Source organism: Comamonas sp. GW821-FHT11H03 (assembly GCF_058807955.1).
The window spans coordinates 390,920-416,269 of sequence record NZ_JBXARF010000002.1 but is presented as its reverse complement, the minus strand read 5'-3'; the positions used below and the strand labels follow the sequence as shown (position 1 = coordinate 416,269).

21 protein-coding genes and 2 tRNA genes are annotated in these 25,350 nt (G+C 61.9%); 16 read left to right on the top strand and 7 right to left on the bottom strand.

The annotated features are described in order from the left end of the window. The first annotated feature begins 9 nt into the window (after nucleotides 1–9). Nucleotides 10–333, top strand: coding sequence for a hypothetical protein (locus AC1RTQ_RS06405; protein WP_492874741.1), 324 nt, complete (start codon nucleotides 10–12; stop codon nucleotides 331–333). A gap of 1 nt (nucleotide 334) precedes the next feature. On the opposite strand, the gene AC1RTQ_RS06400 is transcribed toward AC1RTQ_RS06405, so the two are convergent. Next, nucleotides 335–1,591: a methyl-accepting chemotaxis protein gene (locus AC1RTQ_RS06400; protein ID WP_492874740.1), complete on the bottom strand. Its 1,257-nt coding sequence runs from the start codon at nucleotides 1,589–1,591 to the stop codon at nucleotides 335–337. Nucleotides 1,592–1,817: 226 nt separating this feature from the next. On the opposite strand from AC1RTQ_RS06400, the gene AC1RTQ_RS06395 reads away from it, so the two are divergent. The 5 genes from AC1RTQ_RS06395 (at nucleotide 1,818) to AC1RTQ_RS06375 (ending at nucleotide 8,835) form a co-directional block, all read left to right on the top strand. Next, a complete protein-coding gene (locus tag AC1RTQ_RS06395; protein WP_409813956.1) occupies nucleotides 1,818–2,486 on the top strand; it encodes a site-2 protease family protein in 669 nt (222 codons plus the stop codon). Between the two features lie 42 nt (nucleotides 2,487–2,528). Then, entirely contained in the window at nucleotides 2,529–3,830 is a 1,302-nt protein-coding gene (locus tag AC1RTQ_RS06390) for a tryptophan--tRNA ligase (protein ID WP_492874739.1), read from the top strand. A 79-nt stretch (nucleotides 3,831–3,909) separates the two neighbouring features. Beyond that, entirely contained in the window at nucleotides 3,910–4,620 is a 711-nt protein-coding gene (locus tag AC1RTQ_RS06385) for a response regulator transcription factor (RefSeq protein ID WP_492874738.1), read from the top strand. Nucleotides 4,621–4,690: 70 nt separating this feature from the next. Beyond that, nucleotides 4,691–6,397, top strand: coding sequence for a FecR family protein (locus AC1RTQ_RS06380; protein ID WP_492874737.1), 1,707 nt, complete (start codon nucleotides 4,691–4,693; stop codon nucleotides 6,395–6,397). 116 nt (nucleotides 6,398–6,513) lie between these two features. Then, nucleotides 6,514–8,835 (top strand): CHASE2 domain-containing protein, encoded by a 2,322-nt coding sequence (locus AC1RTQ_RS06375; protein WP_492874736.1) that lies wholly within the window; start codon nucleotides 6,514–6,516, stop codon nucleotides 8,833–8,835. Between the two features lie 53 nt (nucleotides 8,836–8,888). Here AC1RTQ_RS06375 and AC1RTQ_RS06370 read toward each other — a convergent pair. The 3 genes from AC1RTQ_RS06370 to hrcA all read right to left on the bottom strand — a co-directional run bounded on the left by AC1RTQ_RS06370 (nucleotide 8,889) and on the right by hrcA (nucleotide 10,218). Next, a tRNA-Arg gene (locus AC1RTQ_RS06370) sits at nucleotides 8,889–8,965 on the bottom strand. Between the two features lie 116 nt (nucleotides 8,966–9,081). Next, nucleotides 9,082–9,158, bottom strand: a tRNA-Ile gene (locus AC1RTQ_RS06365). Nucleotides 9,159–9,210: 52 nt separating this feature from the next. Continuing rightward, nucleotides 9,211–10,218, bottom strand: coding sequence for a heat-inducible transcriptional repressor HrcA (hrcA, locus tag AC1RTQ_RS06360; RefSeq protein ID WP_302092127.1), 1,008 nt, complete (start codon nucleotides 10,216–10,218; stop codon nucleotides 9,211–9,213). Nucleotides 10,219–10,247: 29 nt separating this feature from the next. Here hrcA and AC1RTQ_RS06355 point away from each other — a divergent pair, with 29 nt between their 5' ends. The 7 genes from AC1RTQ_RS06355 to AC1RTQ_RS06325 all read left to right on the top strand — a co-directional run bounded on the left by AC1RTQ_RS06355 (nucleotide 10,248) and on the right by AC1RTQ_RS06325 (nucleotide 17,818). Further along, on the top strand, nucleotides 10,248–11,147 hold the full coding sequence (locus tag AC1RTQ_RS06355) for an NAD kinase (protein WP_302092128.1): 900 nt from the start codon (nucleotides 10,248–10,250) through the stop codon (nucleotides 11,145–11,147). 2 nt (nucleotides 11,148–11,149) lie between these two features. Next, nucleotides 11,150–12,907, top strand: coding sequence for a DNA repair protein RecN (recN, locus tag AC1RTQ_RS06350; RefSeq protein ID WP_492874735.1), 1,758 nt, complete (start codon nucleotides 11,150–11,152; stop codon nucleotides 12,905–12,907). A gap of 4 nt (nucleotides 12,908–12,911) precedes the next feature. Continuing rightward, nucleotides 12,912–13,835 (top strand): RNase adapter RapZ, encoded by a 924-nt coding sequence (gene rapZ / locus AC1RTQ_RS06345; protein WP_492874734.1) that lies wholly within the window; start codon nucleotides 12,912–12,914, stop codon nucleotides 13,833–13,835. Nucleotides 13,836–13,864: 29 nt separating this feature from the next. Then, entirely contained in the window at nucleotides 13,865–14,548 is a 684-nt protein-coding gene (locus tag AC1RTQ_RS06340) for a winged helix-turn-helix domain-containing protein (protein WP_492874976.1), read from the top strand. A gap of 5 nt (nucleotides 14,549–14,553) precedes the next feature. Beyond that, nucleotides 14,554–16,008 carry a two-component system sensor histidine kinase CreC gene (gene creC, locus AC1RTQ_RS06335; protein WP_492874733.1) on the top strand — a complete coding sequence of 485 codons (1,455 nt, stop codon included), beginning with the start codon at nucleotides 14,554–14,556 and terminating at the stop codon, nucleotides 16,006–16,008. A gap of 107 nt (nucleotides 16,009–16,115) precedes the next feature. Beyond that, a complete protein-coding gene (gene creD, locus AC1RTQ_RS06330; RefSeq protein ID WP_492874732.1) occupies nucleotides 16,116–17,540 on the top strand; it encodes a cell envelope integrity protein CreD in 1,425 nt (474 codons plus the stop codon). Further along, a complete protein-coding gene (locus AC1RTQ_RS06325) occupies nucleotides 17,537–17,818 on the top strand; it encodes a hypothetical protein (protein WP_302092133.1) in 282 nt (93 codons plus the stop codon). Before creD ends, AC1RTQ_RS06325 begins: the two co-directional genes overlap by 4 nt. A gap of 62 nt (nucleotides 17,819–17,880) precedes the next feature. On the opposite strand, the gene mutY is transcribed toward AC1RTQ_RS06325, so the two are convergent. The 3 genes from mutY to mutM all read right to left on the bottom strand — a co-directional run bounded on the left by mutY (nucleotide 17,881) and on the right by mutM (nucleotide 22,057). Beyond that, nucleotides 17,881–18,948: an A/G-specific adenine glycosylase gene (gene mutY, locus AC1RTQ_RS06320; RefSeq protein WP_492874731.1), complete on the bottom strand. Its 1,068-nt coding sequence runs from the start codon at nucleotides 18,946–18,948 to the stop codon at nucleotides 17,881–17,883. Between the two features lie 4 nt (nucleotides 18,949–18,952). Continuing rightward, the gene (locus tag AC1RTQ_RS06315; protein ID WP_492874730.1) at nucleotides 18,953–20,950 is read right to left on the bottom strand and encodes a dynamin family protein; all 1,998 of its coding nucleotides are present in this window, start codon (nucleotides 20,948–20,950) and stop codon (nucleotides 18,953–18,955) included. Between the two features lie 267 nt (nucleotides 20,951–21,217). Continuing rightward, complete coding sequence (gene mutM / locus AC1RTQ_RS06310) at nucleotides 21,218–22,057, bottom strand: bifunctional DNA-formamidopyrimidine glycosylase/DNA-(apurinic or apyrimidinic site) lyase (protein WP_302092136.1); 840 nt, start codon at nucleotides 22,055–22,057, stop codon at nucleotides 21,218–21,220. A gap of 50 nt (nucleotides 22,058–22,107) precedes the next feature. Between mutM and AC1RTQ_RS06305 the strand changes: the two genes are divergently transcribed. From AC1RTQ_RS06305 to ispE, 3 genes are read left to right on the top strand one after another with little or no spacing between them, the layout of a single operon-like run. Then, nucleotides 22,108–23,895 (top strand): tetratricopeptide repeat protein, encoded by a 1,788-nt coding sequence (locus AC1RTQ_RS06305; RefSeq protein WP_492874729.1) that lies wholly within the window; start codon nucleotides 22,108–22,110, stop codon nucleotides 23,893–23,895. Next, on the top strand, nucleotides 23,892–24,413 hold the full coding sequence (locus tag AC1RTQ_RS06300) for an outer membrane lipoprotein LolB (RefSeq protein ID WP_492874728.1): 522 nt from the start codon (nucleotides 23,892–23,894) through the stop codon (nucleotides 24,411–24,413). Before AC1RTQ_RS06305 ends, AC1RTQ_RS06300 begins: the two co-directional genes overlap by 4 nt. Nucleotides 24,414–24,472: 59 nt before the next feature. Beyond that, entirely contained in the window at nucleotides 24,473–25,336 is an 864-nt protein-coding gene (ispE, locus tag AC1RTQ_RS06295) for a 4-(cytidine 5'-diphospho)-2-C-methyl-D-erythritol kinase (protein ID WP_492874727.1), read from the top strand. Nucleotides 25,337–25,350 lie beyond the last annotated feature (14 nt).

The window sequence follows — 25,350 nt, the reverse complement described above, 5'->3', positions numbered from 1 at the left end:
CGCGGCCTCATGCAGCCAAAGCAGCCGCCGCAAGACTTTGTTCAGCGCCACTGGCCCTGGCTCACCGGCTTTTTGTGCGCGTACTCGGTGATGGTGGCGGTGCTGTTCTGGCGGGCGTCTCCGTCATGGCTGATCTATGCCCTGGCCACCCTCTGGACGGCGTGGGCGATCAGGGCCTATGGCAAAGGCCAATCATTCCATGTCTGTCCAGGACTGTCGGCACATGAGGATGACTCCATGCTGCGCCGCAAAGTCTTGCTGGGAACGGCTATCTGCCTCCATTTCGGCTTTGCCGTCGTAGCCATTTACGGCTATCTGCACGAAATTCGCTGAATCAAAGTTCTTCATAGGCCAGCTCGCGGGCACGAGCTGGACGCGCCTGCGCGGCCACCGCTCCGCGTGGAGCTGGCATGGCGAAAGGAACCAGACCAGGCGCTTCATCGTCATCGAGTTTGAAGGCACCCACCGCCTGCTGCAGATCCTGCGTGCGCGCATTGAGCGCAGCAGCGGCTTGCGTGGCCTGCATGACCAGGGCGGCATTTTCCTGATTGGTGCTGTCCATATGGGCCACGGCCATATTCACATGGGCGATGCCCTCGCTTTGCTGCTGCAGCGCACCGGAGATTTCGCTCAGCAGGCCTGTGACCTGGCCCACGGACTGCATGATGTCCTTCATGGTGCTGCCGGCCTGGCCCACCAGGCCAGAGCCGCTTTCGACCTGGGTCACGCTGGCCGTGATCAGCTCCTTGATCTGCTTGGCCGCTTCGGCACTGCGCTGGGCCAGCGAGCGCACCTCGCTGGCCACCACGGCAAAGCCACGTCCCTGCTCGCCAGCACGGGCCGCTTCCACGGCCGCATTGAGGGCCAGGATATTGGTCTGGAAGGCGATACCTTCAATGACCTGAATGATGTCCACAATCTTGCGCGAGCTGCCGCTGATGGCATCCATGGTGTGAACCACCTGGTCCACCACTTCACCGCCACGTCCGGCCGTGGCCGATGCAGCGACCGCCAGAGAGCTGGCCGAATGAGCGCGCTCTGCGTTCTGGCGCACGGTGACGGTGAGCTGCTCCATGCTGGCTGCGGTTTCGGTCAGCGCGCTGACCTGCTGCTCGGTACGGCTGGAGAGGTTGGTGTTGCCTGCATCAATCTCGTAGGCCGACACGGCCAGCGAGTCGGTGGACTGCTTGATACGGCCCACCAACTCGGTCAGCGTGTCTTCCATGGTGCTCAGTGCCGTCAGCAAACGTCCGAACTCGCCTTCGGCATTGGAAGAGAACTCCTTGCTCAGGTCCCCTGCCGCCACGGTCTCGGCAATCAGTATGGCTTCCTGCAGGGGCGCGACGATGCGGCGTCGCAGGCTGACCCACGACCAGGCGCAGGAAATGCAGACCCAGGCCCCCAGTGCCAGCAGCCACCAGCGCGAACGTTCCACCTCGGCCATCAGGCTCTCGGACTGCTGCGCCGTCAGCGAACCCGCCTTGAGCACCTCCAGCACATCGGACATTGCTGACCAGGCAATTCCCATCAAAGCCAGCACAAAAACACTGATGCTGACAAATGCGATTACCAGTCGCTTGCTTACCGTCATATCGATCCCCTTGCCCTGTCCTGCCGAACGCCGCGTTATGTATTGATTTCATCAACCCGCACAAAACCTGTTCTGCCGTGCAGGCAGCAACCGCAGATTTGCGCGAGTTGCATTTTGCAACATCTGGTTTACCACACAACTATGTGCAACCCGTATTTCTGCAACAGCAAACGGCTTGTCCCGACACAAGACAGCAGCTTGACTCGGCGTCTGAGACAATCAGTGCGTGGAACTCACCGAACTCATACAAACCGTACTGATTTACGCACTGCCCGTGCTGTTCGCCATCACCATTCATGAGGCGGCGCACGGCTATGCGGCGCGTCACTTTGGCGACAACACCGCAGCCATGATGGGGCGCATCACGCTCAACCCTATCAAGCATATCGATCCCATCGGCACCATCTTGATGCCGCTACTGCTGTATTTCGCTACCTCGGGGGCGTTTCTTTTCGGCTACGCCAAGCCCGTGCCCGTGCGCTTTGACCATCTGCGCCACCCCAAGCGCGACATGATCTGGGTAGCGCTGGCCGGTCCCGCCTCCAATTTCGCGCAGGCCGTGTTCTGGGGTCTGCTGCTGATCGTCTTGGTAGGTTCAGGTCTGCACGAGCGCTTTTTCCTAGAGATGTGCCGCGCCGGCATTCTGGTCAATCTGGTGATGTGGGCTTTCAATCTCTTTCCGTTGCCGCCTCTGGACGGCGGCCGCATTCTGGTCGGTCTGCTGCCCTGGAAACAGGCGCAACTGGTGGCGCGTATCGAACCCTATGGCTTTTTCATCGTCATGGCGCTGGTGATTGCCGGCGTGGTCGGCAACTACTGGCTGCGCCCGTTGATGAGCCTGGGCTACTCGGCCATCGATCTGATCCTCTACCCCTTCATGGCCTTGCTGCGCTGAACCCCGCGCCTGGTCTGCTACTGATATCTGTTGTTGATCCCTATGAGCACCACCCGTTTTCTGACCGGCATCACCCCCAGCGGTACCCCACACCTGGGCAACTACGCAGGCATGATGCGCCCCGCCATCGAAGCCAGTCGTGACAAGAATGTGGAGAACTTCTACTTTCTGGCCGACTACCACGCGCTCATCAAGTGTCAGGACCCCGAGCGCGTGCAGCGCTCGACCATCGAAATCGCCGCCAGCTGGCTGGCCGCTGGTCTCGACCCCGAGCATGTGACCTTCTACCGCCAGTCGGACATCCCCGAGATTCCGGAGCTGACCTGGTTCCTGACCTGCGTGACCGGCAAGGGCCTGCTTAACCGCGCCCACGCCTACAAGGCGGCGGTGGACAAGAACAATGCATCCGGCAGTGAACCTGACGACGGGGTGACCGCCGGTCTTTTCATGTATCCCGTGCTCATGGGCGCCGACATTCTGATCTTCAACGCCAACAAGGTTCCTGTGGGGCGCGATCAGGTGCAGCATCTGGAGATGGCGCGCGACATGGCGTCGAGCTTCAACCACATCTACGGCAGCGAGTACTTCACGCTGCCTGAGGCCGTGGTGGAAGAGTCTGTCGCCACCCTGCCCGGCCTTGACGGCCGCAAGATGAGCAAGAGCTACAACAACACGATTCCGCTCTTCGCACCACGCGAGCAGCTCAGAAAGCTCATCAACAGCATCACCACCGACTCGCGCGCCCCCGGCGAGGCCAAGGAAGTCGAAGGCTCGGCCCTGTTCCAGATCTATCAGGGCTTTGCCAGCGAAGAGGAAAGTGCCGCACTGCGCCAGCAATATGCCGAAGGCATTGCCTGGGGCGATGCCAAACAGATCCTGTTCGAGCGCATCGACCGCGAAATCGCCCCCATGCGCGAGCGCTACGAGTACCTGATTGCCCATCCCGCCGAGCTGGAAGAGATTCTTCAGGCCGGTGCGATCAAGGCCCGCAAGCTGGCAACCCCTTTGCTGCAGCAGTTGCGCGCCGCCGTGGGCATCCGCAATCTGGCGCAGGCCAGCAAGGCCAAGACCAAGGCCGCCAAGACGGCGCTGCCCCAGTTCAAGCAGTATCGCGAGACGGACGGCCAGTTCTACTTCAAGCTGGTGGCCGCTGACGGCCAGCTGCTGCTGCAAAGCCTGGGCTTTGCCGCCCCCAAGGAAGCGGGGCAGAACATTGCCCAGTTGCAGCGCGAAGGCGCGACGGCTCTGGCCGCCATCAAGCCGCGCCTGCAGACACTGGATGGTGTCAGCGATGACCAGGTGATCCAGGCTCTGGAACAACTGCGTGAGGCGGCCGAGCAATAGCTCCTCGCTGCCCGATGGACGCTGCCTCCGCACTCAAAGGACAGCGTGGATGCAATCCTTCGCACTAAAGGAACTACCGATGCGTATTGCTGCTCTGGATGACGATCCACTACAACTGGAACTGTTGCAACAAGTCGCGACGGAAGCCGGGCACAGCTGTCACTCTTACCTCAAGGGAGCTGCCCTTCAGCAGGCCCTGCGGCGCGAGAGCTTCGATCTGCTGCTTGTCGACTGGGAGCTGCCCGATAGCAGCGGGCCGGACATCGTGCGCTGGGTGCGCGAGCAGATCAGCAAGGAAGTGCCGATCGTCTTCGTGACGCACCGCAGCGAAGAGGCCGACATTGTCGAAGGCCTGGCCAGCGGTGCCGATGACTTCATGATCAAGCCCATCCGTGCGGGCGAGCTGCGCGCACGCATCGCCGCGCTGCTGCGCCGCGCCTATCCGCTGACGGCACAAAGCGTGCTGGACTTCGGTCCCTACCGCTTTCTCACCGCCATCAATGGCATAGAGATGGACGGCCAGCCCGTGGAGGTCACGCACCGCGAATACACGCTGGCACTGACGCTGTTCCAGAACCAGGGCCGTTTGCTCTCGCGCGATCATCTGCGCGAGGTCGTCTGGGGCCAGAACGCCGAGGTGCAGTCACGCTCGCTGGATACCCATGTCTCGCGCCTGCGCAATCTGCTGAACTTGCGCGCTGGTCAGCCCTACGCCATTTCAGCCGTTTATGGCTATGGTTACCGCCTCGATACCCCCGAAGCTGCGCAGCCCGCAGCCCCAGCTGCCTGAGTTCGCAGCCCATAACCTGCCTTTAAAGATGCCTGATTTACGTCAAAACCTCTTTTCCGTCCGCTCCCCCATGCCCATTCTGGGTGCAGGCATGCTGTGGGTGGCGTTTGGAGGGATGACGGCAGCAGGTCTGGCCCATGCCCAGATCACGCCCCGCGGCAACGATGTCATTGCCCACCGCGTGGAGACTGGAGATACGCTGGAGACGCTGGCAGCACGTTATCTGGGCGACCACAAGCGCTGGACGGCGCTGCAAAACCACAACAAGGTGGAAGACCCCTTGCGTCTGCGCCCTGGTTCGGTGCTGGAAATTCCCACGCGCCTGTTGCGCGCCGCGATGGCTTCGGTGGTGTTTGTGCAAGGCGATGTGCAAAGCTCGCGCTCTGCGAGCCATCTCGCAGACTCCGTCAACGCGCCACCTCAGCCTGTGCAAAAAGGCCAGTTGCTGCAGGAAGGCGATTCGCTCCAGGTTCCCGCCAACGCCTTTGTCTCTGTGCGTCTGGCAGATGGCTCACTGGTGCGCGTGCAGTCCGAATCCGATGTCGAGTTGCGACAGATGCGCCGCAAAGGCCGAGCCGGCACTCTGCAGTCCGTCATCGATCTGCGCGAGGGCGCGATTGAAGCCAAAGTGTCCAGGCAGACCAATGGCGAGCGCCGCTTCGAAGTGCGCACCCCGGCGGCCTCGACCAGCGTGCGCGGCACCCAGTTTCTGGTAATGAGCGATGACGCGGGCCGCACGGCTGCTGCCGTCGACGAAGGCTCGGTCGCCGTGCAGACGGGCCAGCCCGCAGCCTTGCTGAGGCCAGGTCAAGGTCTATCCGTTTCCGCCAACGGCCAGATCGGCAGGCCCACCGCCATGCTGGAGGCTCCCGATATTGCGGCCTGGCCCTCTCTTGTCGAAGACGCCAGCTGGGTCAGCCTGCCCTTGCCGGCCATGGCTGGTGCCGTGCGTTACCAAGTGCTGCTGGCTCAGGACAAGGAGCTGACCCAGATCGTGCGCGGCGGCATGTTCACCAAGTCACCTGCACGCCTGACGGGAGTGGAAGACGGCAGCTACATTGCGGCCATTCGCGCCATTGACACCAACGGCATTCCTGGCAAGCGCAGCCTGCAAGCGTTGCGCATCAAAGCGCATCCGGTGCCTCCGCTCTACGAGTCGCCAGCACCTGAAGCCACCGTCGGACAGGGCCAGCAAGGCCTGCAATGCACCCAGGTGGCCGAAGCCTCGGCCTACCGCATCCAGGTGGCCGCCGCCGACGGCAGCTTTGCCCAGCCGCTCATCGATGCCAACGACCTCAAGGACTGCGCCCTGCCTGCCAATGCGCTGACCAAGCTGCCTGTTGGCGAATATATGTGGCGCGTCAGCAGCATACGTACGCTTGACAACGGACAGCCGGATGCGGGCCCCTTCGCCGCCCCGCAAAAGATGAAACTGGCCCTGGCCCCCCAATCGCCCGAGATGCAGATCGGCGGCGCGCCCGGCGAAGGCAGCAGCCATATTCACTGGGCAGGTGAAGAGGGTCAACGCTACCGCATCGTGGTCGCCAGCGACGCCGGTTTTACTGCCCCCCTGATCGACATCTGGGTGACCCAGCCTCAGTGGAGCACGCAGGACCTGCCTCCTGGTACCTACTATCTGCAGATGCAGGTCGAGGATGCCAACGGCCTGCGCAGCAATCTGTCTGCCGCGCGCCAATTCCAGACCGGCAACTGGGTAACCTCGTCCGAGGGGCAGACGATGACTTCCGGCGACGGTTCACGCCTGATGCGCCAGTAAAAACAATAGCTGCCAGCGCTTGAATTCCATGAAACTTCATAGGATTCATCTCTTGAATGCTTATATAGCAAGCGCTGGATGCTATGGTTTTATGTGCTTCTTACCGAATCACCCCTATGGTTGAAGCTCCCAACCTGCGCAAAAGCCGCTTGCAGAACCTGCGCCTGAGCTGGCTGCTGCTCAGCACTTTCCTGCTCGGCATGACCTGGTGGCTCAGCGGCCCGGGGCAGCTGGCACGTCTCAACGGCATTATTCAGGACACATCGGCCTGGCTGCACCAGCGTCCCGCCTCGCCCGATATCGTCATCGTGGCCATCGACGATGACAGCATCGACAGCATAGGCCGCTGGCCCTGGCGGCGTGCACTGCACGCCGCCGTGCTGGAGCGCATCACCCAAGGCCAGCCCCGCGCCATCGGCATGGATGTGGTCTTCAGCGAGGAAGACTGGGACTACCCCGGAGACGATCTGCTTTTGCAACGGGCATTGCAAAAAAGCGGCAATGTAGTGCTGCCCGTCACGCGCTCCGCGCAAAGCACTGCCACCGCCCCTTTGCAAAGCCTTGCCAGCGAGGCTGCTGCTCTGGGACACACCCAGATGCCTGTGGATGCCGACGGCGTGGTGCGACGCTTTTATGCGCAGGAAGGCAGGGCCGACCAGCTCTGGTGGCATATGGCGCTGAGCCTGCACTGCGTGGGCCAGACCGCCCGCCCCTGCCAACCATCTGCCTCACCTCCAGCAGACTCGGTTGCAGCCAACTCCTGGCAAAAGCTGCAGCCCCAGTTCATCGCTTTTGCCCAGGCTTCGCGGGACCGCCAGAACAGCCTGGGCTCGCCGTTCACCACCTACTCCTATATCGACATCCTGCGCGGCAATATCCCGGCAGTCGCTTTTCGCGGCAAATACGTGCTGATTGGAGCCACTGCCGCGGGTATTGGCGAAAAATTCACCGCCCCCATCGGCTTTGATGCGCGCCTGATCTCGAATGTGGAAATGCTGGGCCATGTGCTCAACGGCATCCTTCAGGACACGCATCTGGAGCCGGCCTCTGCCACGCTCAACCGCAGCCTCAATGTGCTGCCCGTGCTGCTGGGCCTGCTGGCTCTGGCCTGGCTCGGCCCTTCTGGCGGGCTGATTTCCAGCATCCTGCTGGCCTTGCTCAGTCTATCGATAGCCGGTTTGGCGCCGCGTTGGGGTCATGTGCAGACAGCCCCCGCTGCGGCACTGCTGAGCCTGTCGCTTGCCTACCCGCTGTGGAGCTGGCTGCGCCTGCGCGCCGCCACACGCTTTCTGGCGCTGGAGCTGCGCGATCTGCAAGGCCAGGGCCTTCCCGCGCCCTCGCTCAAAAGCGATGCACTCGATCAGCGGATTGACGCAGTGGAGCAAGCCTCGCGCCAGCTGCGTGCATTGCATCATTTCGTCAGCGAAAGCCTGCGCCAGCTGCCCTCGGCCACTTTTGTCTGCGACCGCGAAGGGATTCTGCTGCTCGCCAACACGGCCGCGCACCGCTATATCGAAAGCCTGGAGCACAAACTCCAGCAAGGCGACGATCTGGTCGCCCTTCTGCGCGGCCTGAACAGCGCCAGCAGCACACCACTGCTCACGCACAGTGCATTGCAGCAAGCCACTCTGTCACGCCAAAGCGAAGGGCGCGACACCCAGGGCCGCCACCTGATGCTGCTGAGCCAGAGCTTCGAGGCACCGCCCACCTCAGGCTGGCTCATCACCCTGGTCGATATCAGCGACCTGCGCAGTGCACAGGCCCAGCGCGACCAAGCCATGCAGTTCATCTCCCACGATATCCGTGCACCGATAGGCTCCATCATCACCTTGCTGGAGATGCAGCGCACAGGCAAGCGCATCGATTCGCAAGATGCTCTGTTTAAGCGCATTGAGGGCTATGCCCAGTCATCCCTTCAGCTGGCAGACGATTTTGTGCATCTGGCCAGAGCCCAGCAGCAGCAATACCGCAGCGAAGTCCTGGATCTGGGTCTGCTGGCGGATCAGGCCGTCTCGGATTGCTGGACCCTTGCCCAGCAGCAGAACATGCAACTGGTGTTCGAGCTGCCTGATGCCGAAGCCTGCGTGCATGGCGACCCCGGTCTGCTGCACCGCGCCGTCATCAATTTGCTGACCAATGCCGTCAAGTACGGCAAGCCGCAAGATACCGATGCCATCGCCCTTGTGGAAATCCATATTGTCGAGCAAGGCAGCCAGTGGGGCATTGCCGTGCGCGATCACGGCTGCGGCATGGATGAGGAGTCGCTGGCCAGGCTCAGCCAGCCATTCGAGCGCCTGCAGCAGCACCAGCGCATGGATGGCGTGGGCCTGGGCTTGGCCTTCACGCGCACCGTGGCACAGCGTCATGGCGGCAGCCTGCAGATCAGCAGCCAGCTGGGCCAAGGCAGCAGCTTCACCTTGCTGATACCCAAAGCCTGAGCCCAGAAACGAAAAAGCCTCAGAACTTTTCAGTTCTGAGGCTTGACGTTTTTTGGTGCGGCTGGCAGGAATCGAACCCACGACCCCTTGGTTCGTAGCCAAGTACTCTATCCAGCTGAGCTACAGCCGCAACAGGGTTGTATTCTAGCAGCGCAAAAACGGCTCTCGGACCAAATCGACAACTTTTTCGCGTTCATGCAAAGAAAAAGCCTGCCATCGATGAAGATGGCAGGCTTTCATGCAGCTTGGTAGGGCGTGGCGGACTTGAACCGACGACCAAAGGATTATGAGTCCTCTGCTCTAACCAACTGAGCTAACGCCCCAACACTGACAACAGCCGTGGCTGCCACCAGAAAAACTTCGCCATTGTAGGGCCTAACGCTTGTGGCTCAGAGCATTGCTCACCAGTTTGGATGTGATATCGACAATCTGGATCATCTTGTCGTAGTGCATGCGCGTAGGACCGATCACCCCCAAGGTGCCGACCACCTTGCCGTCGAGCTCATAGGGAGCACTCACTACAGACAGATCTTCAAACGGTACGGTCTGGCTCTCGCCGCCGATATAGATGCGTACGCCATCAGCCTGATTGGAGAAGTCCAGCAACCTCAGGATTTGCGTTTTCTGCTCGAACAGGTCGAAAGCACGGCGCAGATTGCCCATGTCGCTGGAAAAATCGCTCACGGACAGTAGATTGCGCTCGCCGGCGATCACCACATCCTCGCGATCATGGTTGCTCATGACCTCGGTGCCTACATTTACCGCCGCCTGCATGAGGCTGGCAACCTGGCCCCGCAATTGCTCCACCTCGGTTTGCAGCCGCGTGCGCACCTCCTCCATTGCCAAACCGGCGTAATGGTGATTGAGGAAATTCGAGGCTTCTATCAGTTGCGAGGACTCGTAATCCACATCCGTGAAGATCACGCGGTTTTGCACATCGCCTTCGGGCGAGACGATGATGACCAGAAAGCGCCGCTCCGACAGGCGCACGAACTCGATATGCTTGAAGACGGAGCTGCGACGCGGCACCATGACCACTCCCACGAACTGGGAGAGGCTGGACAGCAGATTGGCCGCATTGGCTATCACCTTCTGCGGCTGTTCGGGCATCAGGCCGGGCGTTACAAGATCGCAGCGATCCACGGTCAGCATGGTGTCGACAAACAGGCGGTATCCCCTGGCTGTCGGCACGCGGCCTGCCGATGTGTGAGGACTGATGATCAGTCCCATCTCTTCCAGGTCGGCCATCACATTGCGTATGGTGGCAGGCGACAATTCAAGCCCGGATGCACGTGAAAGAGTGCGCGAACCGACTGGTTGACCGTCAGCGATGTAACGCTCGATCAGCGCTTTGAGCAATAACTTGGCACGTTCGTCGAGCATGATTTCATTTTAATGATGTAATTTCCCAGATGACATCCACGTTCCACCATATTGCCCTGATCGGCAAGTACCACACACCCGCAGCAGGCGTTCCGTCCGATGCAGCCAGCGAAGCGCTGCAACGGATTGCCGGTTACGTGCGCAGCATGGGTTGTGAGGTGATTCTGGATACCCAGTCCGCCATCTACGCGGGCCTGCCCGATTACCCGAGCATGGATGTGGACGGACTGGGCAGGCATTGCGACCTGGGTCTGGTGGTGGGCGGCGACGGCACCATGCTGGGCGTGTGTCGCCATCTGGCGCGCTATGGCACGCCGCTGGTCGGCATCAACCAGGGGCGGCTGGGGTTTGTCACCGATATTGCCCTGGATGAATTCGAAGCCTCGATCACGCCCATACTGCAGGGCGAGTACGAGGAAGACGAACGCACCTTGATGAATGCTCGCGTCATGCGCGACGGCCAGTGCGTGTTTGAGGCCCAGGCCATGAATGATGTGGTGGTCAACCGTGGCTCGACCTCGGGCATGGTGGAGTTGCGCATCGAGGTCGGCGGCAGCTTTGTTTCCAACCAGCGCGCGGACGGCTTGATCGTGGCCACCCCCACGGGCTCCACCGCCTATGCGCTCTCGGCCGGCGGCCCCATGCTGCACCCTTCGATTCCGGCCTGGGTGATGGTACCCATCGCGCCGCACAACCTCTCCAACCGTCCCATCGTGCTCTCCGACGCCCAGGAAGTGACTATCGAGGTGGTGGGCGGCCGGGGCGACGCCAGCGCGAACTTCGACATGCAGTCCCTGAAATCGCTGCAGCATGGCGACCGCATCCTGGTGACGCGCGCCGATCACAGCGTGCACTTTCTGCACCCCAAGGGCTGGAATTACTTCGACACCCTGCGCAAAAAGCTGGGCTGGAACGAGGGAGGCGTCTGACCATGGCCTTGAAGCGCATCGTCCTGCGGGACTTTGTGATTGTCCAGTCACTCGATCTGGACTGGCAGACCGGCTTCACGGTGCTGACCGGCGAAACCGGCGCCGGCAAGTCCATCATGCTCGACGCTCTGCAACTGGTGCTGGGCGCACGAGCCGATGCACAGGTGGTGCGCGAAGGCTGCCCTCAGGCCGATATTTGCGCAGAGTTCGATTGCCCACCCCAACTGAATGAATGGCTGGAGGAGTCGGGTTTTGCGCAGGAGCAGGATTTGCTGCTGCGCCGCGTCATTGACAGTCTGGGTCGCAGCCGCGCCTGGATCAACGGCTCGCCCGCCACGGCCACACAGCTGCGCCATCTGGGCGATCAGTTGATCGATATTCACGGCCAGCATGCCTGGCAAAGCCTGACCCGCCCTGACGCAGCACGCGCCATGCTGGATACCTATGGCGGCATTGAGACGGCCCAGCTCAAATCGCTTTGGCAGGACTGGCGCCAGAGCCATCAGGCTCTGGAGCAGGCGCTCTCGGCCCAGGACAATCTGCAACGCGAACGGGAACGCCTGCAATGGCAGATTTCCGAGCTGGACAAGCTGTCGCCACGCGCTGAAGAGTGGGATGAGCTCAATTCCCAGCACACGCGTCTGTCGCACGCGCAGACCTTGATGGACTCGGCACAGTCCTGCCTGCAGCTGCTGGAGGATGATGATGCAGGAGCGGCCACCCCATTGGGCAGAGCCCACCACCTGCTGCAGGATCAAGAGCACCTGGAGCCTGAGTTTCAGAGCATTGCCGACGTACTGGGCTCCTGTGTGGCCCAGTTGCACGATGCCCGTCACTCGCTGCAGGCCTATCTGCGCCGCGCCGATCTGGACCCCGAGCTGCTGGCCGATCTCGATGAACGCCTGTCGCTGTGGATGCAGCTGGCGCGCCGCTACAAGCGCACACCCGAGGACTTGCCCGCCCTGCTCGAAGGCTGGAAACAGGAGCTGCACCAGCTGGATGCCGCCGTCGATGTGGAGGGGCTGCGCGCCAAAGAGCAAGCCGCCCACCTCAGGTATCAGGCCGAGGCGCGCAAAATCTCGCAACAGCGCACCCTGGCAGCACCACGCCTGTCGCGCGCCATCACCCAGTCCATGCAAAGTCTGGGCATGAAGGGCGGTCGTTTCGAAGTGCAGCTGGAGCATGCCGACGCCGCCAGCCCGGCCGGCACGGACAGCATCACCTTTCTTGTGGCCGGCCATACCGGCGCCACGCCCAAGCCCGTGGCCAAGGTGGCATCAGGCGGCGAGTTGTCGCGCATCTCGCTGGCCATTGCCGTGACCACCAGCGAACTGGGTCAGGCCGGGACCTTGATCTTTGACGAGGTGGACTCCGGTGTGGGTGGAGCCGTGGCCGAAACCGTAGGCCGCCTCATGCACTCGCTCGGCGGCTCGCGCCAGGTGCTGGCCGTCACACACCTGCCCCAGGTCGCAGCCTATGCAGACCAGCATTACCGAGTGACCAAGCGCCCCAAATCCAACACCACCATCAGCAGCGTGGACCCGCTGGCGGGCGAGGAGCGCGAGATGGAAATGGCCCGCATGCTGGGCGGCGAGCACCTGTCCGAAGCAACCATGGCCCATGCCAGAGAAATGCTGGCCATGGCAAGATTGCCTGCAAAGCAGGCCGCCAACAGCGCCCTGCGTCCATCGGCCACCCCAGCCAGAAGCGCCAAGGCCAGCACGACAGCCCGCAAGAGCGGCAAAGTCAGAGGAGTTTGAAATCATGTCCATGGAGATTGTTCTGATCAGCGGCATGTCCGGATCGGGCAAATCCGTTGCGCTGCACGCGCTGGAGGATGCTGGCTACTACTGCGTCGACAACCTGCCCCCGGAATTGCTGCAGTCCTTTGTGGAGCTCAAGCTCACCCATCAGGACGAGAAAGTGGCCATTGCCATGGATGCACGCAGCGCCAAGGGCCTGCCTCAGCTGCCTGACCAGCTGCATCGCCTGAAAAAGCAGGGGCTGATGCCGCGCATGATTTTTCTCGATGCGGACAGCAGCACTCTGATCAGGCGCTTTTCGGAAACCAGAAGGCGCCACCCTCTGTCTCCGGGCGCCCAGACGAACGAGCGCCAGGCACTGGAGCTCGATATCGAAAAGGAGCGCGAGCTGCTGGGCCTGCTGCGTGACCGCTCCATCGTCATCGACACCGGGGACCTCAAGTCGGCGCAGCTGCAAAGCTATATCAAGCAGATCATCGAAGCACCCACAGGGCAGATGACGCTGATGTTCCAGTCCTTTGGGTTCAAGCACAGCATGCCCACAGACTCTGACTACGTGTTTGACGTGCGCATGCTACCCAATCCCTTCTACGACAAGGAGCTGCGTGCCTTGACGGGCCTGGACAAGCCGGTTGCCGACTATCTGGGTGCCCTGCCCGAGGTGCAGCAGATGCAGCTGGACATACAGCAATTCCTCGAACGCTGGCTACCGCTGCTGTCCAGAGACCACCGCAGCTATGTCACCGTGGGCATAGGCTGCACGGGCGGGCAGCACCGCTCCGTCTTTCTCGTCGAAGCCCTGGCCAGACATTTCGAGAAGCAGTGGCCCACCGTGCGCCGCCACCGCTCACTGGATTTTCGCGACAAATTCATCCAGGTCTCTCAGCAGTTTCTGGCCCCGGACGCCATCCAACCGGTCAGCTGAACCGCATGCTCAGCACTCAGACGTCAGCCATGCAGGTGCTGCTGCTCGAAGACGACCCGGCCATTGCAAGAACGATTTGCTACGCTCTGGAGCGCGAGGGCATAGCCGTCACCCACAGCCTGCTGATCGCCGATGCGCGTCAGCAATGGGGCAGGACAGCGTTTGATGTACTGCTCATGGACGTGGGCCTGCCCGACGGCAACGGCCTGGACTGGTGCCGCGAGCTGCGCTCTGCCGGCTCCATTGTTCCGGTACTGGTGCTCAGTGCCAGAGGCGAGGAGATGGACAAGGTCCTGGGCCTGGAACTGGGCGCGGACGACTATCTGACCAAGCCCTTCAGCCCGCGCGAGCTGCTGGCGCGCACCCGAGCCCTGCTGCGCCGCTCCAGGCAGTTTCAGCCTGCAGCGCCCGTCCAGCTTGCGAAAGCACTTCAAATAGATGAGCAAGGGCAACGGGCTCTGATCCACAGCAAAGCGCTGGATCTGACACGGCGCGAATATCAGCTGCTGCAAAGCCTTGTCAACGCCGCAGGCCGTATCCTGAGCCGCGACGCCTTGCTGGAGCAAATCTGGGGGCTGGACAGCGAGAGCACGGACCGCACGGTGGATACCCATATCAAGACCCTGCGCGCCAAACTGCGCGAGCGTTTGCCCGATCAGGAGCTCATCGTCACCCACCGCGGTCTGGGCTACAGCCTGAACCAGCCCGGATAGCCGGTATGCGTCTGGGCCTGCGCCTTTTCTTTGCCTTCTTCCTGATCAACGGTCTGGCCGCCTTTTTCGTGCTGCGCGTCTTCATGGTGGAGATCAAGCCCAGCGTGCGCAAGGTGACCGAGGACACGCTGGTGGAGACCGCCTATGCGCTTGCCACGCTGGCCAGTGCCGACATGGAAAAAGGTCGGCTGCAAGCCGGTGCGGACAGCACGTTTGCCACTCAGCTTCAGGGCTACACACAAAAGCCGATACAGGCCTGGATCTGGGACACACGCAAGACCACGCTGGATCTGCGCATCACCGTCACCGACGACCAAGGCATCGTGCTGTTCGACTCCCAGGGCAGGGACCAGGGCGCCGACTACTCGCGCTGGCGCGATGTCTATCTGACGCTGCGCGGTGAATATGGCGCACGCACCACGCGAGCCGTCAAGGAGGACGAATCCAGCAGCGTCATGTATGTCTCCGCGCCCATCATGGTGGACGGCCAGATTGCCGGGGTGCTGACCACCTCCAAGCCCTCCAGCTCGGTACAGAAAATCGTCGACGGCGCCGAGCAGAAGATTCTGCGCGGCGGCCTGCTGTTTGTGCTGCTGTCCGCCGCCGTAGGCTGTGCGGTGACCTGGTGGTTTGTGCTTCACGTGCGCCGGCTGCGCAACTATGCACAACAGGTGCAGGCCCCCACGCTCAACGAGTCTGCCCACCCCGCACAGGCCTCGGCTCCTGCGGCCATACCCGACATGCCCGGCGAGCTGGGCGAGCTGGCCCAGGCCATGGACAATATGCGCAAGCGCCTGGAAGGGCGCGACTATATCGAGGGGTATGTACGCGCTCTGACCCACGAACTCAAAAGCCCGGTGGCCGCCATACGCGGCGCGGGCGAGTTGCTGCAGGAAGAGCTACCGCCCCAGGACCGTGCCATGTTTGCCAGACAGGTGGTGGACCAGAGCCTGCGCCTGCAGAACCTGATCGACCAGCTGCTGCAGCTCAGCCGTCTCGAACAGCGCCAGCAACTGGACACCAGCCACGGCTGCAGCCTGATGGAATGTGCGCGCCAGGCCATGGACTCTCTTCAAAGCCATGCCGAGCAACGCCGCATCTCCATACGCCTGAGCGGCGTGGACAGCAGCGGCCCCTGGGAGACCGGCCTGGTCACCCTGGCCATCAGCAATCTGCTGCAGAACGCCCTGGATTTCTCTGCCGAGAACAGCGTGATCGAGCTTGAGCTGGGCCAGCACCGCATCACCGTCAGTGATCAGGGCCCAGGGGTTGCCGAGCCCTTGCTGGCCCGTCTGGGCGAGCGCTTCTTCACCACGCCCAGACCCAACGGAGAGCGCAGCGGCACCGGCCTGGGCCTGTCCATCGTCAGCCGCATCATGCATCTTCATGGCGGCAGCATGCAGGTCCGAAATCGCCACCCTGGCCTTGCCGTGACCCTGGATTTCGCTCCCCAAAGCTGAGCAACCAAGGCTTTCAAGCAGGACTTCACACCCGCTTCACAGACTTCATTGCGTCCACACAGTCGCTGCCGACACTGCGTCCTGAAACCCCTCATTCAGGAGCACGCATGAAAAACCGACTGCTGTTCAAGACAGTCTCACTGCTGATCGTTCTGGCCTTGCTCATGGCCGGCCTGTCCATGATTCAGGATGTGGTGAAAGACCGCATCCGCAACCGCGACTACGCCGTGCAAAGCGTGGTCTCCAGCCTGGCCGGCACGCAAACGCTGATTGGGCCGGCCCTGGTGCAGAGCTGCACGGAGACCACCAGCACGACCAATGGCAAGAAAATCGAATACAGCACCCGGGAATTCCAGCGCATGCTGCTGCCCGACACGCTCAACCACGACGCCAATGCCAAGATGGAAGAGCGCTCACGCGGCCTGCACCACATCAACACCTATGTGCTGCACGACCAGATATCGGCCGGCTTTGCCAATGCCGCGCAGTATGCGGAGCTGCCCAAGCCCAGCGAGCCCAACGCCGTGGTGCGCTGCAAGAAGGTCCTTGTGGCATTTGCGCTCAGCGACCCGCGCGGCATCCGCAGTGCGACGCTGCAGGCCAACGGCCAGGACCTGGCGGTCGAGTCCGGCACGCCGCTGGAGCGCTATGGCAAAGGCATTCAGGCAGAGATTGATGCCAGCCTGCTGAAAAAAGGTGAAGCCCTGAACCTGGACCTCAAGCTGCAGTTGCTGGGCACGGAGCAGCTCGCCTTCAGCCCCATCGCCACGGAAAGCAAGGTCACGCTGACTGCCGACTGGCCCCACCCCTCGTTTGGCGGCAGCTTTCTACCCAGCCGACGCGAGGTGACGGACAGCGGCTTCACCGCCAGCTGGGAGCTGTCTTCGCTGGCCACTTCTGCCAGCACGGCCTTCACCCGCCAGCAACGTCTTTGCAGCCCTGGCTACTGGGGCGGCTCGGAAACCTATGCGGCCTCTGCAGCCCGCAGCCATGACGACAGCGGCCCCTGCCTCGAAACCATGGACACGGAGTTCGTCAACCCCGTCAATGTCTACTCGCTGAGCGAGCGCGCCACCAAGTACGGCATTCTTTTTGTGATCCTGACCTTTGTCGCGGTCGGTCTGTTCGAAGTGATGAAAAAGCTGCGCGTTCACCCCGTGCAGTACCTGCTGGTCGGCTCGGCCTTGTGCAGCTTCTTCCTGCTGCTCATCAGCCTGTCCGAACACCTGGGCTTTGCCACGGCCTATGCGATAGCGGCCAGCTCCTGCGTGGCTCTGCTGGCTTTCTATGCCAGCCACATTCTTGGCAGCATCAGGCGCGGCCTGCCGTTCGCGGTTGCCATCTCGGCACTGTACGGCCTGCTGTATGTGCTGCTGCAGCTGGAGCAGACCGCTCTGGTTGTCGGCTCCATCGCCCTGTTCGGCGTGCTGGCCCTGGTCATGATCTGCACCCGTCATGTGGACTGGTACGCCTTTGGACGCAGTGAGAGCGAAGCGCCGAGCAAGTCTTCGAAACAAGAGGAGGCCGCATGAGCCAGTCACGGCACACCCCGCAGGCTCAGGCCTTGCTGAACACTTCGTCGCGCCATCTGCTCGGCGAGCCTTGCCAGCTCAGCGTGCAGCAGTACCAGCAACTCTGGCTGAGCGCACAAAGTCAAGGCGACCGCAGGGAGCAGCAAGTCCTGCGCCAGCAGGTGGTGGCCGCCGGCCGGCAATTGCAGGCGCAGCGCAGCAACCCGCAGGCCAAGGCCCTGTGGCTGGCCTTGATGGGGCTGCGCTGCTCCATGCTGATGCCCAGATTGCGCTTCTGAAATCTGCAGCCATGAAAAAAGGTGACGCCAGCCGTCACCTTTTTTCATTCATGGGCAGGCGTTCAGGCCAGCTCGGCGTCGAGCAGCTTGCGGATAGGGGCCGGCAGACCCAGCTCGGCCCAGGCAGCTGCATCCGCCCAGCACGATGCATCGCCCTCTGACACCAGGGCTGCATGCGCCTGATCGACGGGCACCAGAACCGGATGCAGGTGCAGATCCTTGTGGGTCAGCACATGCAAAAAGCCTGGAAGATCCTGCCAGCCCCTGGTCCCGTCCTGAGGCCATGCGGCCTGCGCATGGCTTTGCAGTGCCGCATAGTCTTCAAAGACCGGCGGGCTGTAAAGCCCGGCCCAGATACCGGCTTGCGGACGCTTTTGCAGCCATACGCGGCGCTGTGCATCCACCGCCAGCAGCAGCCACCAGGACTCGGAGCTGCGCTTGATCTTTCTCGTGCGCACGGGATAGTTCTCCGGGTTGCCGGCGCGGGCCGCCCGGCATTCGGAGTGCAAGGGGCACACCAGGCAAGTGGGCTTGCGCGATGTGCAGACGCTGGCGCCCAGATCCATCATGCCCTGGGTGTAGCGCGGCATGGCTTCGTGCAGATTCTCTGTGGGGCACAGTTGCTGGGCGTGTTCCCAAAGCTGCTTTTCATTTCTGGACTGCGCCAGATCCGCATCGAACGCCAGCACCCGTGTGAGAACACGTCGCACATTGGCATCCAGAATCGGCACCCGCTCGGAAAAGCAGAACGAGGAAATGGCACCGGCCGTGGAACGGCCAATGCCTGGCAAGGTCGCCAGTTCTTCGGCCGTTTGCGGAAAAGCCCCGCCCCATTGCTCCATCACGGTCTGCGCGCATTGATGCAGATTGCGCGCGCGGCTGTAGTAGCCCAGGCCGCTCCACAGCGCCAGCACGGCATCCTGCGGAGCAGCAGCCAAGCTGGCCACATCCGGAAAAGCGTCCAGGAAGCGCTGGTAGTAGCCCAGCACGGTACTGACCTGGGTCTGCTGCAGCATGATTTCAGACAGCCAGACGCGGTAAGGGTCACGGGTTTGCTGCCAGGGCAGATGATTGCGGCCATGGCTGGCCTGCCACTGCACTACAGCTGCGGCAATCGAAGGGAGAGTCAAGATTTCAAGCTACCAGGTTGATGTCCAACGGCATGGACGCGGCCTGCGGCCGCTCGGCCGCAATCGGATCCAGCAGTTGCGCCGATGCGCTGATCAGCTGCGTCTGCAGCATTCCCATGCGGGCTTTCACATTTTCCATGTCGGCAATGCGCTCCTCCAGCTCAGTGGCTGCACCGCTGATCCGGTCCACGGCCTCCAGGCGGCGCGTGTAACTGCGTTTACGTTCGCGCAATTGTGCATCGACCGGCGCAGTCAGTGATTTGCTCCACATATCCACGTCGTTCGATGCCGCTTCAAACACCGTGCGCAAGCGCAGCGCCAGCGCCTTGATCAGGCGCTGCGAAAAGTCGGCACTGCCGAGCCTGATGACACTGCTAAGCCCCAGATACTGGGTGTAGCTGCCCTCGATGCTGCGCAAGTCGTCCTTGAGCTCGGACAGCACCAGCTGCGGCGGTGTCTGCAGGGAGAAGCCGAACTCCGCATTGAGTTCCTTGAACGAGGAGCTCATCATTGCCTGGATCTCATCGGCCTGGTCCTGCACCTTTGCAGCCACAGCATGCAGACGCCCGAAGGTCTGTTCATAGACCTTTCGCAGGCCAAGTTTGAGCCCGCGCTGATCCAGCGCCTCTTTCAGCCCGGCCAATTCGGCCTTCAAAGTGCTCGAGCTCAGAAGCTGGAACAGCTCCTTGAGCATGCGCATATGGATGTGGCGCATGGCCTGGATGCGGCCGGCACTCTGGTCGAATTCCTTGTGCTCGGCCTCGATGCGGGCACGCATGCTGGCAATCACCGTCGCATTCTTTCCGCGCAGGCCGCAGAGCTCGGCCAGCTGGTCGTCAAGATCGCTGCGGCGCATATTGATGACGCGCTCGACCTGCGACTGCAGTTGTTGCACATTGGTACGCACAGCTGCCTGCAGCACTTTCTGGCGCTGCCCCATGATGCCATTGGCCAGAAGGTCTTCAAAAGCGGGCAGACCGCTGGCCTGAAGCAGGCTGTCGTTACGCCCCACCTTGGCGACCAGCCCCTTCTGGGCGGAGATGGGCAGCACACGCTCCAGCGCCACCCCCAGCAACTGGGCCGAGTCCTGCTGCTGACGGCGCAACTGGGCCTGCACCTGCGCGCCAGAACTCAGACTGTCCCACAGCGTATCCACCTTGTTGAGCACCACCAGACGCGATGCAGCCAGGGCGTCATCGCCCCCTGCCTTGCCGGCTCCTGCCGGCAGCACATGGTCGCGCCAGATGGCAAGGTCGGACTTGGTCACTCCGGTATCGGCGCCCAGCACAAAGACCACGGCATGTGCCTGGGGTATCAGATTGACGGTCAGCTCCGGCTCGGCACCCACTGCATTCAGACCAGGCGTATCGAGAATCACCAGCCCCTGTTTGAGCAGCGGATGGGGCATATTGATCAAGGCATGGCGCCACATTGGCACTTCGACCCAACCGTCGGCATCGACCATGGGGTTATCGGCAGCATCGTCGTCATGCCAAAAGCCCCAGGCCCTGGCCTGATCGATGGAGACCTTGCGCACCTCGGCCACCTTGGCCAGCGTGTCGGATATCTGCTGTGCATCGGCGATATCCAGGGGCTGCTGCACCCAGGCGTCGGGGCGCATGCGCCACTGGCCGAGGCTCTCCTGCGACTCTCTGGTATCGATGGGCAGCAGACGCAGACAGGGCGGCAACTCCGGCTCCCAACCCAGCTCCGCTGGACACATGGTGGTGCGGCCTGCACTGGCCGGCATCAGCCGGCGGCCGTAATGGGCGAAGAAGACGGCATTGATCAGCTCGGATTTGCCGCGCGAGAACTCGGCCACAAAGGCCACCATGACCTTGTCGGTGCGCATCTGCTCTTCCAGTCTCTGCAAGCGCTCCTGCACCGAGGCGTCCAGCAGATCCTGGGCCATCAACCATTCACGCAGCTCCTGCAGTTGGGTGGCAAAGCCCCTTCGCCAGGCACCATACTGTCCGAACTGCTCGTTGAATGAAGCTGACACATCTACCCCTCTTGTTTGTCTGAGTCGCCGGGTCAGCCAAGGCTGACAGCCAGATCAATATATAGCATTGCCCCTTGACAGCATCTACGGCTCTTCCAGAGGCTGGCCTGATATCCCTAGCCGCGAAGTATCTGCGCGCAACGGCGCAGAACAGCGCCAATGCCTGGGCATTGGCGACGCCCCTGAGGCATATCAAGCACCAAAATGAAATTGTGACGTCAAAACATGCCTGAACGCATACTCAAACTGCGGTATTAGCTATCAAATTCAGAGGGTTTTCGCGGCTTTCTGGCAGCGGGCGCAGTAATAGGTGCTGCGCTGCCCCTGGCGCATGAGCTGAATGGCGGCGCCGCAATGCGAGCAAGGCAGGCCATCGCGGCCATAGACCCGGGCCTCCAGCTGAAAGTGCCCTTCCATGCCGTTGGCTGCGGAAAAGTCGCGCAAGGTCGTGCCGCCTTTCTCCACCGCCAAGGCCAGCACGGTGCGAATGGCCTCATACAAAACCTTGACCTTGCGCCTGCCCACATCGCGCGCCGGTGTTGCCGGGTGAATCCGCGAGAGAAACAACACCTCGGAAGCATAGATATTGCCGACACCGACCACCACGCTGCCGCTGAGCAGCAGTTGCTTGATGGGCGAGCGGCTGGCGGCCAGCCCGGCCTGAAAGGCATCCAGCGTGAATCCCTCGCTCAGCGGCTCCATACCCAGATGGTCAAGCAGCTTGCGCGCCAGGGCATCGCCCTCATCCGGAACATAGATCACGGCACCGAAGCGGCGCGGATCATGCAGGCGCAGCAAGCCGCGCGATGTCTGCAGGTCAAAGTGATCATGCGCTCCGGCCGTGCCCAGCGGCTCCTCGTCGAGGCCCGCAAAGCGCAGGCTGCCCGACATGCCCAGGTGCATGAGCAGCAGACCTTCGCTCAGGTCCAGCAGCAGATACTTGCCGCGTCTGCGCACGCCCAGCACGACTTTGCCGGCCAGTGCCTGCGGCAACAGTCCCAGAGGCCAGCGCAGGGGCTTTCCCAAGGTGGCTTTCTCAATCTGCGCACCCGCAATGCGGTCAGCAAAAGAGCGGCGCGTAACCTCGACTTCGGGCAACTCAGGCATGCAATCTCATCTTCGCCAAGTGTTCAACAAGCTTGGATTATTATGAGCCGATGGTTCATCCTCTACGTTTTCAGGGACTCGCCGTGGCCGCCGTTCTGGCCATGGGATCGGCAATCGCATCCGCCCAGACCGCTGACCCGCCCCCCCAGCAGGACAAGATCGAGCAAAGCACCGATCTCGAACAGGCCGCGGAGCGTGAGAATGAGCAAGCAGCTCTGTCTGCCGAGCTGTTCTACGAAATCCTGGTGGCAGAGATGGCCGCTCAGGAAGGCGCTCTGACGGACGCTCAGGCCCTGATGATGGAGGCCGCGCGCGGCAGCAACAACGAAAAGCTCTATCGTCGCGCCACCGAACTCGCCATTCAGTCACGCTCGGGCGACCGCGCATTGCGCAATGCCCGCGCCTGGCTGGAGGCCTACCCCGAATCACGCGATGCCAACCGCGCCGTGCTGCGCATTCTGGTGGTGATGAACCGCATCGCAGACTCGGGCAGCTATCTGCGTCGAGAGGTCGAGCTGACCCCGCAAGCCAATCGAAGCGCCACTTTTCTGGCCATCACCCAGCTCTACAACAATGCCTCGGACAAGCCTCTGGCCGCCGATGTGGTCGAGCAAGCGCTGGAAATCGATTTCAAGGACCCGAAGAACGGCCCCATGGCCTGGGCCGCCATAGGCCATATGCGCCTGATCGCCGGCCAGAAGCCCGCCGCCCTGCAGGCGTTGCAGAACGGCGCCAAGCTGAGTCCTGAGTCGGGTGCCGTCGCCTTGCTGGCCATGGAGCTGCTGGAATCGGGTTCCGCCGAAGTGGAGCCGCTGGTCAAGCGCTATCTTGAAAAAAATCATTCGCCCCAGCTGCGCCTGACCTATGCCCGCGTGCTGCTGGGACAAAAGCGCAATGCCGATGCCAAGACCCAGCTGCAGCTCATAACCCGCGAGGCACCCGAATTTCCGGAAGCCTGGGTCATGCTCGCCAATTTGCAATTGCAGGATGGCGAGCTGGATGCTGCCGACGTGTCCCTGACACAGTTCAGCTCTCTGCTGCCCAAGCTGCCTGAGGGTGTGGGCCGCGCTGCTGGCGAATCCCAGCTCTATCTGCTCAGGGCAGATCTGGCCGAAAAGCGCCAGCGCTACGACGAGGCCGACGTCTATCTGCAGCGCATTCCCGATGCCGCCAACCTGCTCAGCGTGCAGGCCCGGCGCGCCGATCTGCTGGCTCGCCAGGGCAAGGTCAAGGAAGCTCGCGCCCTTATCCAGGCCATTCCGGCAAACGGCCCCAACCAGAAGCGCCTCAAGCAGATTGCCGAGGTGCAGCTGCTGCGCGACGCCGGCCTGAACAAGGAAGCCTATGCGCTGCAAGCCCATCTGCTGAGCCAGGCACCCGATGATGTGGAGCTGACCTACGACACAGCCTTGCTCGCGGAAAGAGCCGGGAATTTCAGCGAGATGGAGCGCCTGCTGCGCGACATCATCAAGCGCAAGCCCGACTTCAAGCATGCGTACAACGCACTGGGATACTCCTACGCGGATCGCGGCATCAAGCTGGAAGAAGCGCAGACCTTGATCCAGACGGCTCTGGACATGCAGCCCGGTGATCCGTTCATCACCGACAGCCTGGCCTGGGTGCATTTCCGCCGCGGCAATCTGGACGAAGCCGAAAAGCTGCTGGAGCAGGCCTATGCCACGCGTCAGGATGCAGAAATTGCCGCCCACCTGGGAGAAGTTCTCTGGGCCCAAGGCAAGCAAGACCGCGCCCAACTCATCTGGCGCCAGGGCATGAAGGCAGACAGCAGCAATGACACTTTGCTGGAAACGCTCAAACGGCTCAAAGTGACGCCATGAAGCGCAGCCCGGCTTTCTTGAAGATGGTTCCCGCCCTCGGGCTGGCTCTGGCAGCGGCCATGCTCGGCGGCTGCGCCCAACCGGCACGGCAGTTGCCGCTCGATGTGGCGGCCAGCCACCACTGGTCCGGCCGCATGGCGCTACAGGTTCAGGATGCCCAGCAGCAATCCTTCAGCGCCGGTTTTGAGCTGCAAGGTCAGCCCGAAAGCGGTACTTTGCTGGTCTTCAACCCACTGGGATCCATCATGGCCCGCCTGCAATGGACGCGTGGCGGAGCCACCTTGCAGCAAGGCGATCAGATCACCCAGTCGGACTCCCTGCCTGAACTCATCACCCGCATGACAGGCAGCGATATTCCCGTCGCTGCACTGTTCGACTGGCTGCAAGGCAGGAACACGGCCGTGACCGGCTGGCAGACTGATCTTTCGCGCATCAGCGACGGCCGCCTGCGTGCCGACCGTATCAGCCCGCCACCCGAGGCCTCTTTGCGTATCGTTCTCGATCAGGACGCTCGCTGACTGGCCGGCAACCCGGTGCTATCGTTGCACCGTTTTTCTCTTACTGACACATACACGCCATGCACTCGCTTTATGACGTGCCGGCCCCGGCCAAGCTCAATCTTTTTTTGCATATCACCGGCCGCAGGCCTGACGGCTATCACCTGCTGGAATCCGTCTTCATGCTCATCGACTGGCATGATGTGCTGCATTTCGAGCGTACGGTCAGCAGCCAGATCAGCCGTGAAGACCTCAACGGCGTTGCCCTTCCTGCCGATGATCTGATCACACGCGCGGCCCGCGCCCTGCAACAAGCCACAGGCTGCACGCAAGGCGTGCGCATAGGGATTGAAAAGCACCTGCCCGCCCAAGCCGGCATGGGGGGCGGCTCATCCGATGCTGCCAGCACACTGATGGCGCTGAACCGCCTCTGGAATCTGAACCTCTCGCGCCAGGAACTGCAAAGCATAGGCTTGAAGCTCGGCGCCGATGTCCCCTTTTTCCTCTGCGGTCACTCGGCCTGGGTCAGCGGCATCGGTGAAATCATCACCCCGCTGACAGGCCGCAATGCCTTGCCGCAGCAGCAGTTCCTGGTGGTCAAGCCCGAAGAGGGCTTGGAAACCGGCAAGATTTTTTCCAGCGAGTCCCTGAAACGCGACACAAAGCCTGCTATAGTTGCGGACTTCGCTGCAAACCACTTCGGCTTTGGCCGAAACGACCTGCAGCCGGTCGCTGAAGGCTTGCAGCCCGAAGTGATGAAAGTCAGAAGCTGGCTTGAATCACTCAAATTGCATGCTAGAATGACGGGCTCTGGAAGTGCGGTATTTTCACCGATAGCGCAAAGCATTGATTTGAGCTGTGCTCCTGGCACATGGCAAATCAGGGTTTGCAGAAATCTGGAAAAACACCCACTTAATAGCTGGATTCCAGAGAACAAGTTATAAGGCTTTTTGTCTTC

Bases quoted from the DNA above. Each gene is read 5' to 3' on its own strand.
- AC1RTQ_RS06405 (WP_492874741.1), top strand. From the start codon at position 10: ATGCAGCCAAAGCAGCCGCCGCAAGACTTTGTTCAGCGCCACTGGCCC.
- AC1RTQ_RS06400 (WP_492874740.1), bottom strand. From the start codon at position 1,591: ATGACGGTAAGCAAGCGACTGGTAATCGCATTTGTCAGCATCAGTGTT.
- AC1RTQ_RS06390 (WP_492874739.1), top strand. From the start codon at position 2,529: ATGAGCACCACCCGTTTTCTGACCGGCATCACCCCCAGCGGTACCCCA.
- AC1RTQ_RS06385 (WP_492874738.1), top strand. From the start codon at position 3,910: ATGCGTATTGCTGCTCTGGATGACGATCCACTACAACTGGAACTGTTG.
- AC1RTQ_RS06380 (WP_492874737.1), top strand. From the start codon at position 4,691: ATGCCCATTCTGGGTGCAGGCATGCTGTGGGTGGCGTTTGGAGGGATG.
- AC1RTQ_RS06375 (WP_492874736.1), top strand. From the start codon at position 6,514: ATGGTTGAAGCTCCCAACCTGCGCAAAAGCCGCTTGCAGAACCTGCGC.
- hrcA (WP_302092127.1), bottom strand. From the start codon at position 10,218: ATGCTCGACGAACGTGCCAAGTTATTGCTCAAAGCGCTGATCGAGCGT.
- AC1RTQ_RS06355 (WP_302092128.1), top strand. From the start codon at position 10,248: ATGACATCCACGTTCCACCATATTGCCCTGATCGGCAAGTACCACACA.
- recN (WP_492874735.1), top strand. From the start codon at position 11,150: ATGGCCTTGAAGCGCATCGTCCTGCGGGACTTTGTGATTGTCCAGTCA.
- rapZ (WP_492874734.1), top strand. From the start codon at position 12,912: ATGTCCATGGAGATTGTTCTGATCAGCGGCATGTCCGGATCGGGCAAA.
- AC1RTQ_RS06340 (WP_492874976.1), top strand. From the start codon at position 13,865: ATGCAGGTGCTGCTGCTCGAAGACGACCCGGCCATTGCAAGAACGATT.
- creC (WP_492874733.1), top strand. From the start codon at position 14,554: ATGCGTCTGGGCCTGCGCCTTTTCTTTGCCTTCTTCCTGATCAACGGT.
- creD (WP_492874732.1), top strand. From the start codon at position 16,116: ATGAAAAACCGACTGCTGTTCAAGACAGTCTCACTGCTGATCGTTCTG.
- AC1RTQ_RS06325 (WP_302092133.1), top strand. From the start codon at position 17,537: ATGAGCCAGTCACGGCACACCCCGCAGGCTCAGGCCTTGCTGAACACT.
- mutM (WP_302092136.1), bottom strand. From the start codon at position 22,057: ATGCCTGAGTTGCCCGAAGTCGAGGTTACGCGCCGCTCTTTTGCTGAC.
- AC1RTQ_RS06305 (WP_492874729.1), top strand. From the start codon at position 22,108: ATGGTTCATCCTCTACGTTTTCAGGGACTCGCCGTGGCCGCCGTTCTG.
- AC1RTQ_RS06300 (WP_492874728.1), top strand. From the start codon at position 23,892: ATGAAGCGCAGCCCGGCTTTCTTGAAGATGGTTCCCGCCCTCGGGCTG.
- ispE (WP_492874727.1), top strand. From the start codon at position 24,473: ATGCACTCGCTTTATGACGTGCCGGCCCCGGCCAAGCTCAATCTTTTT.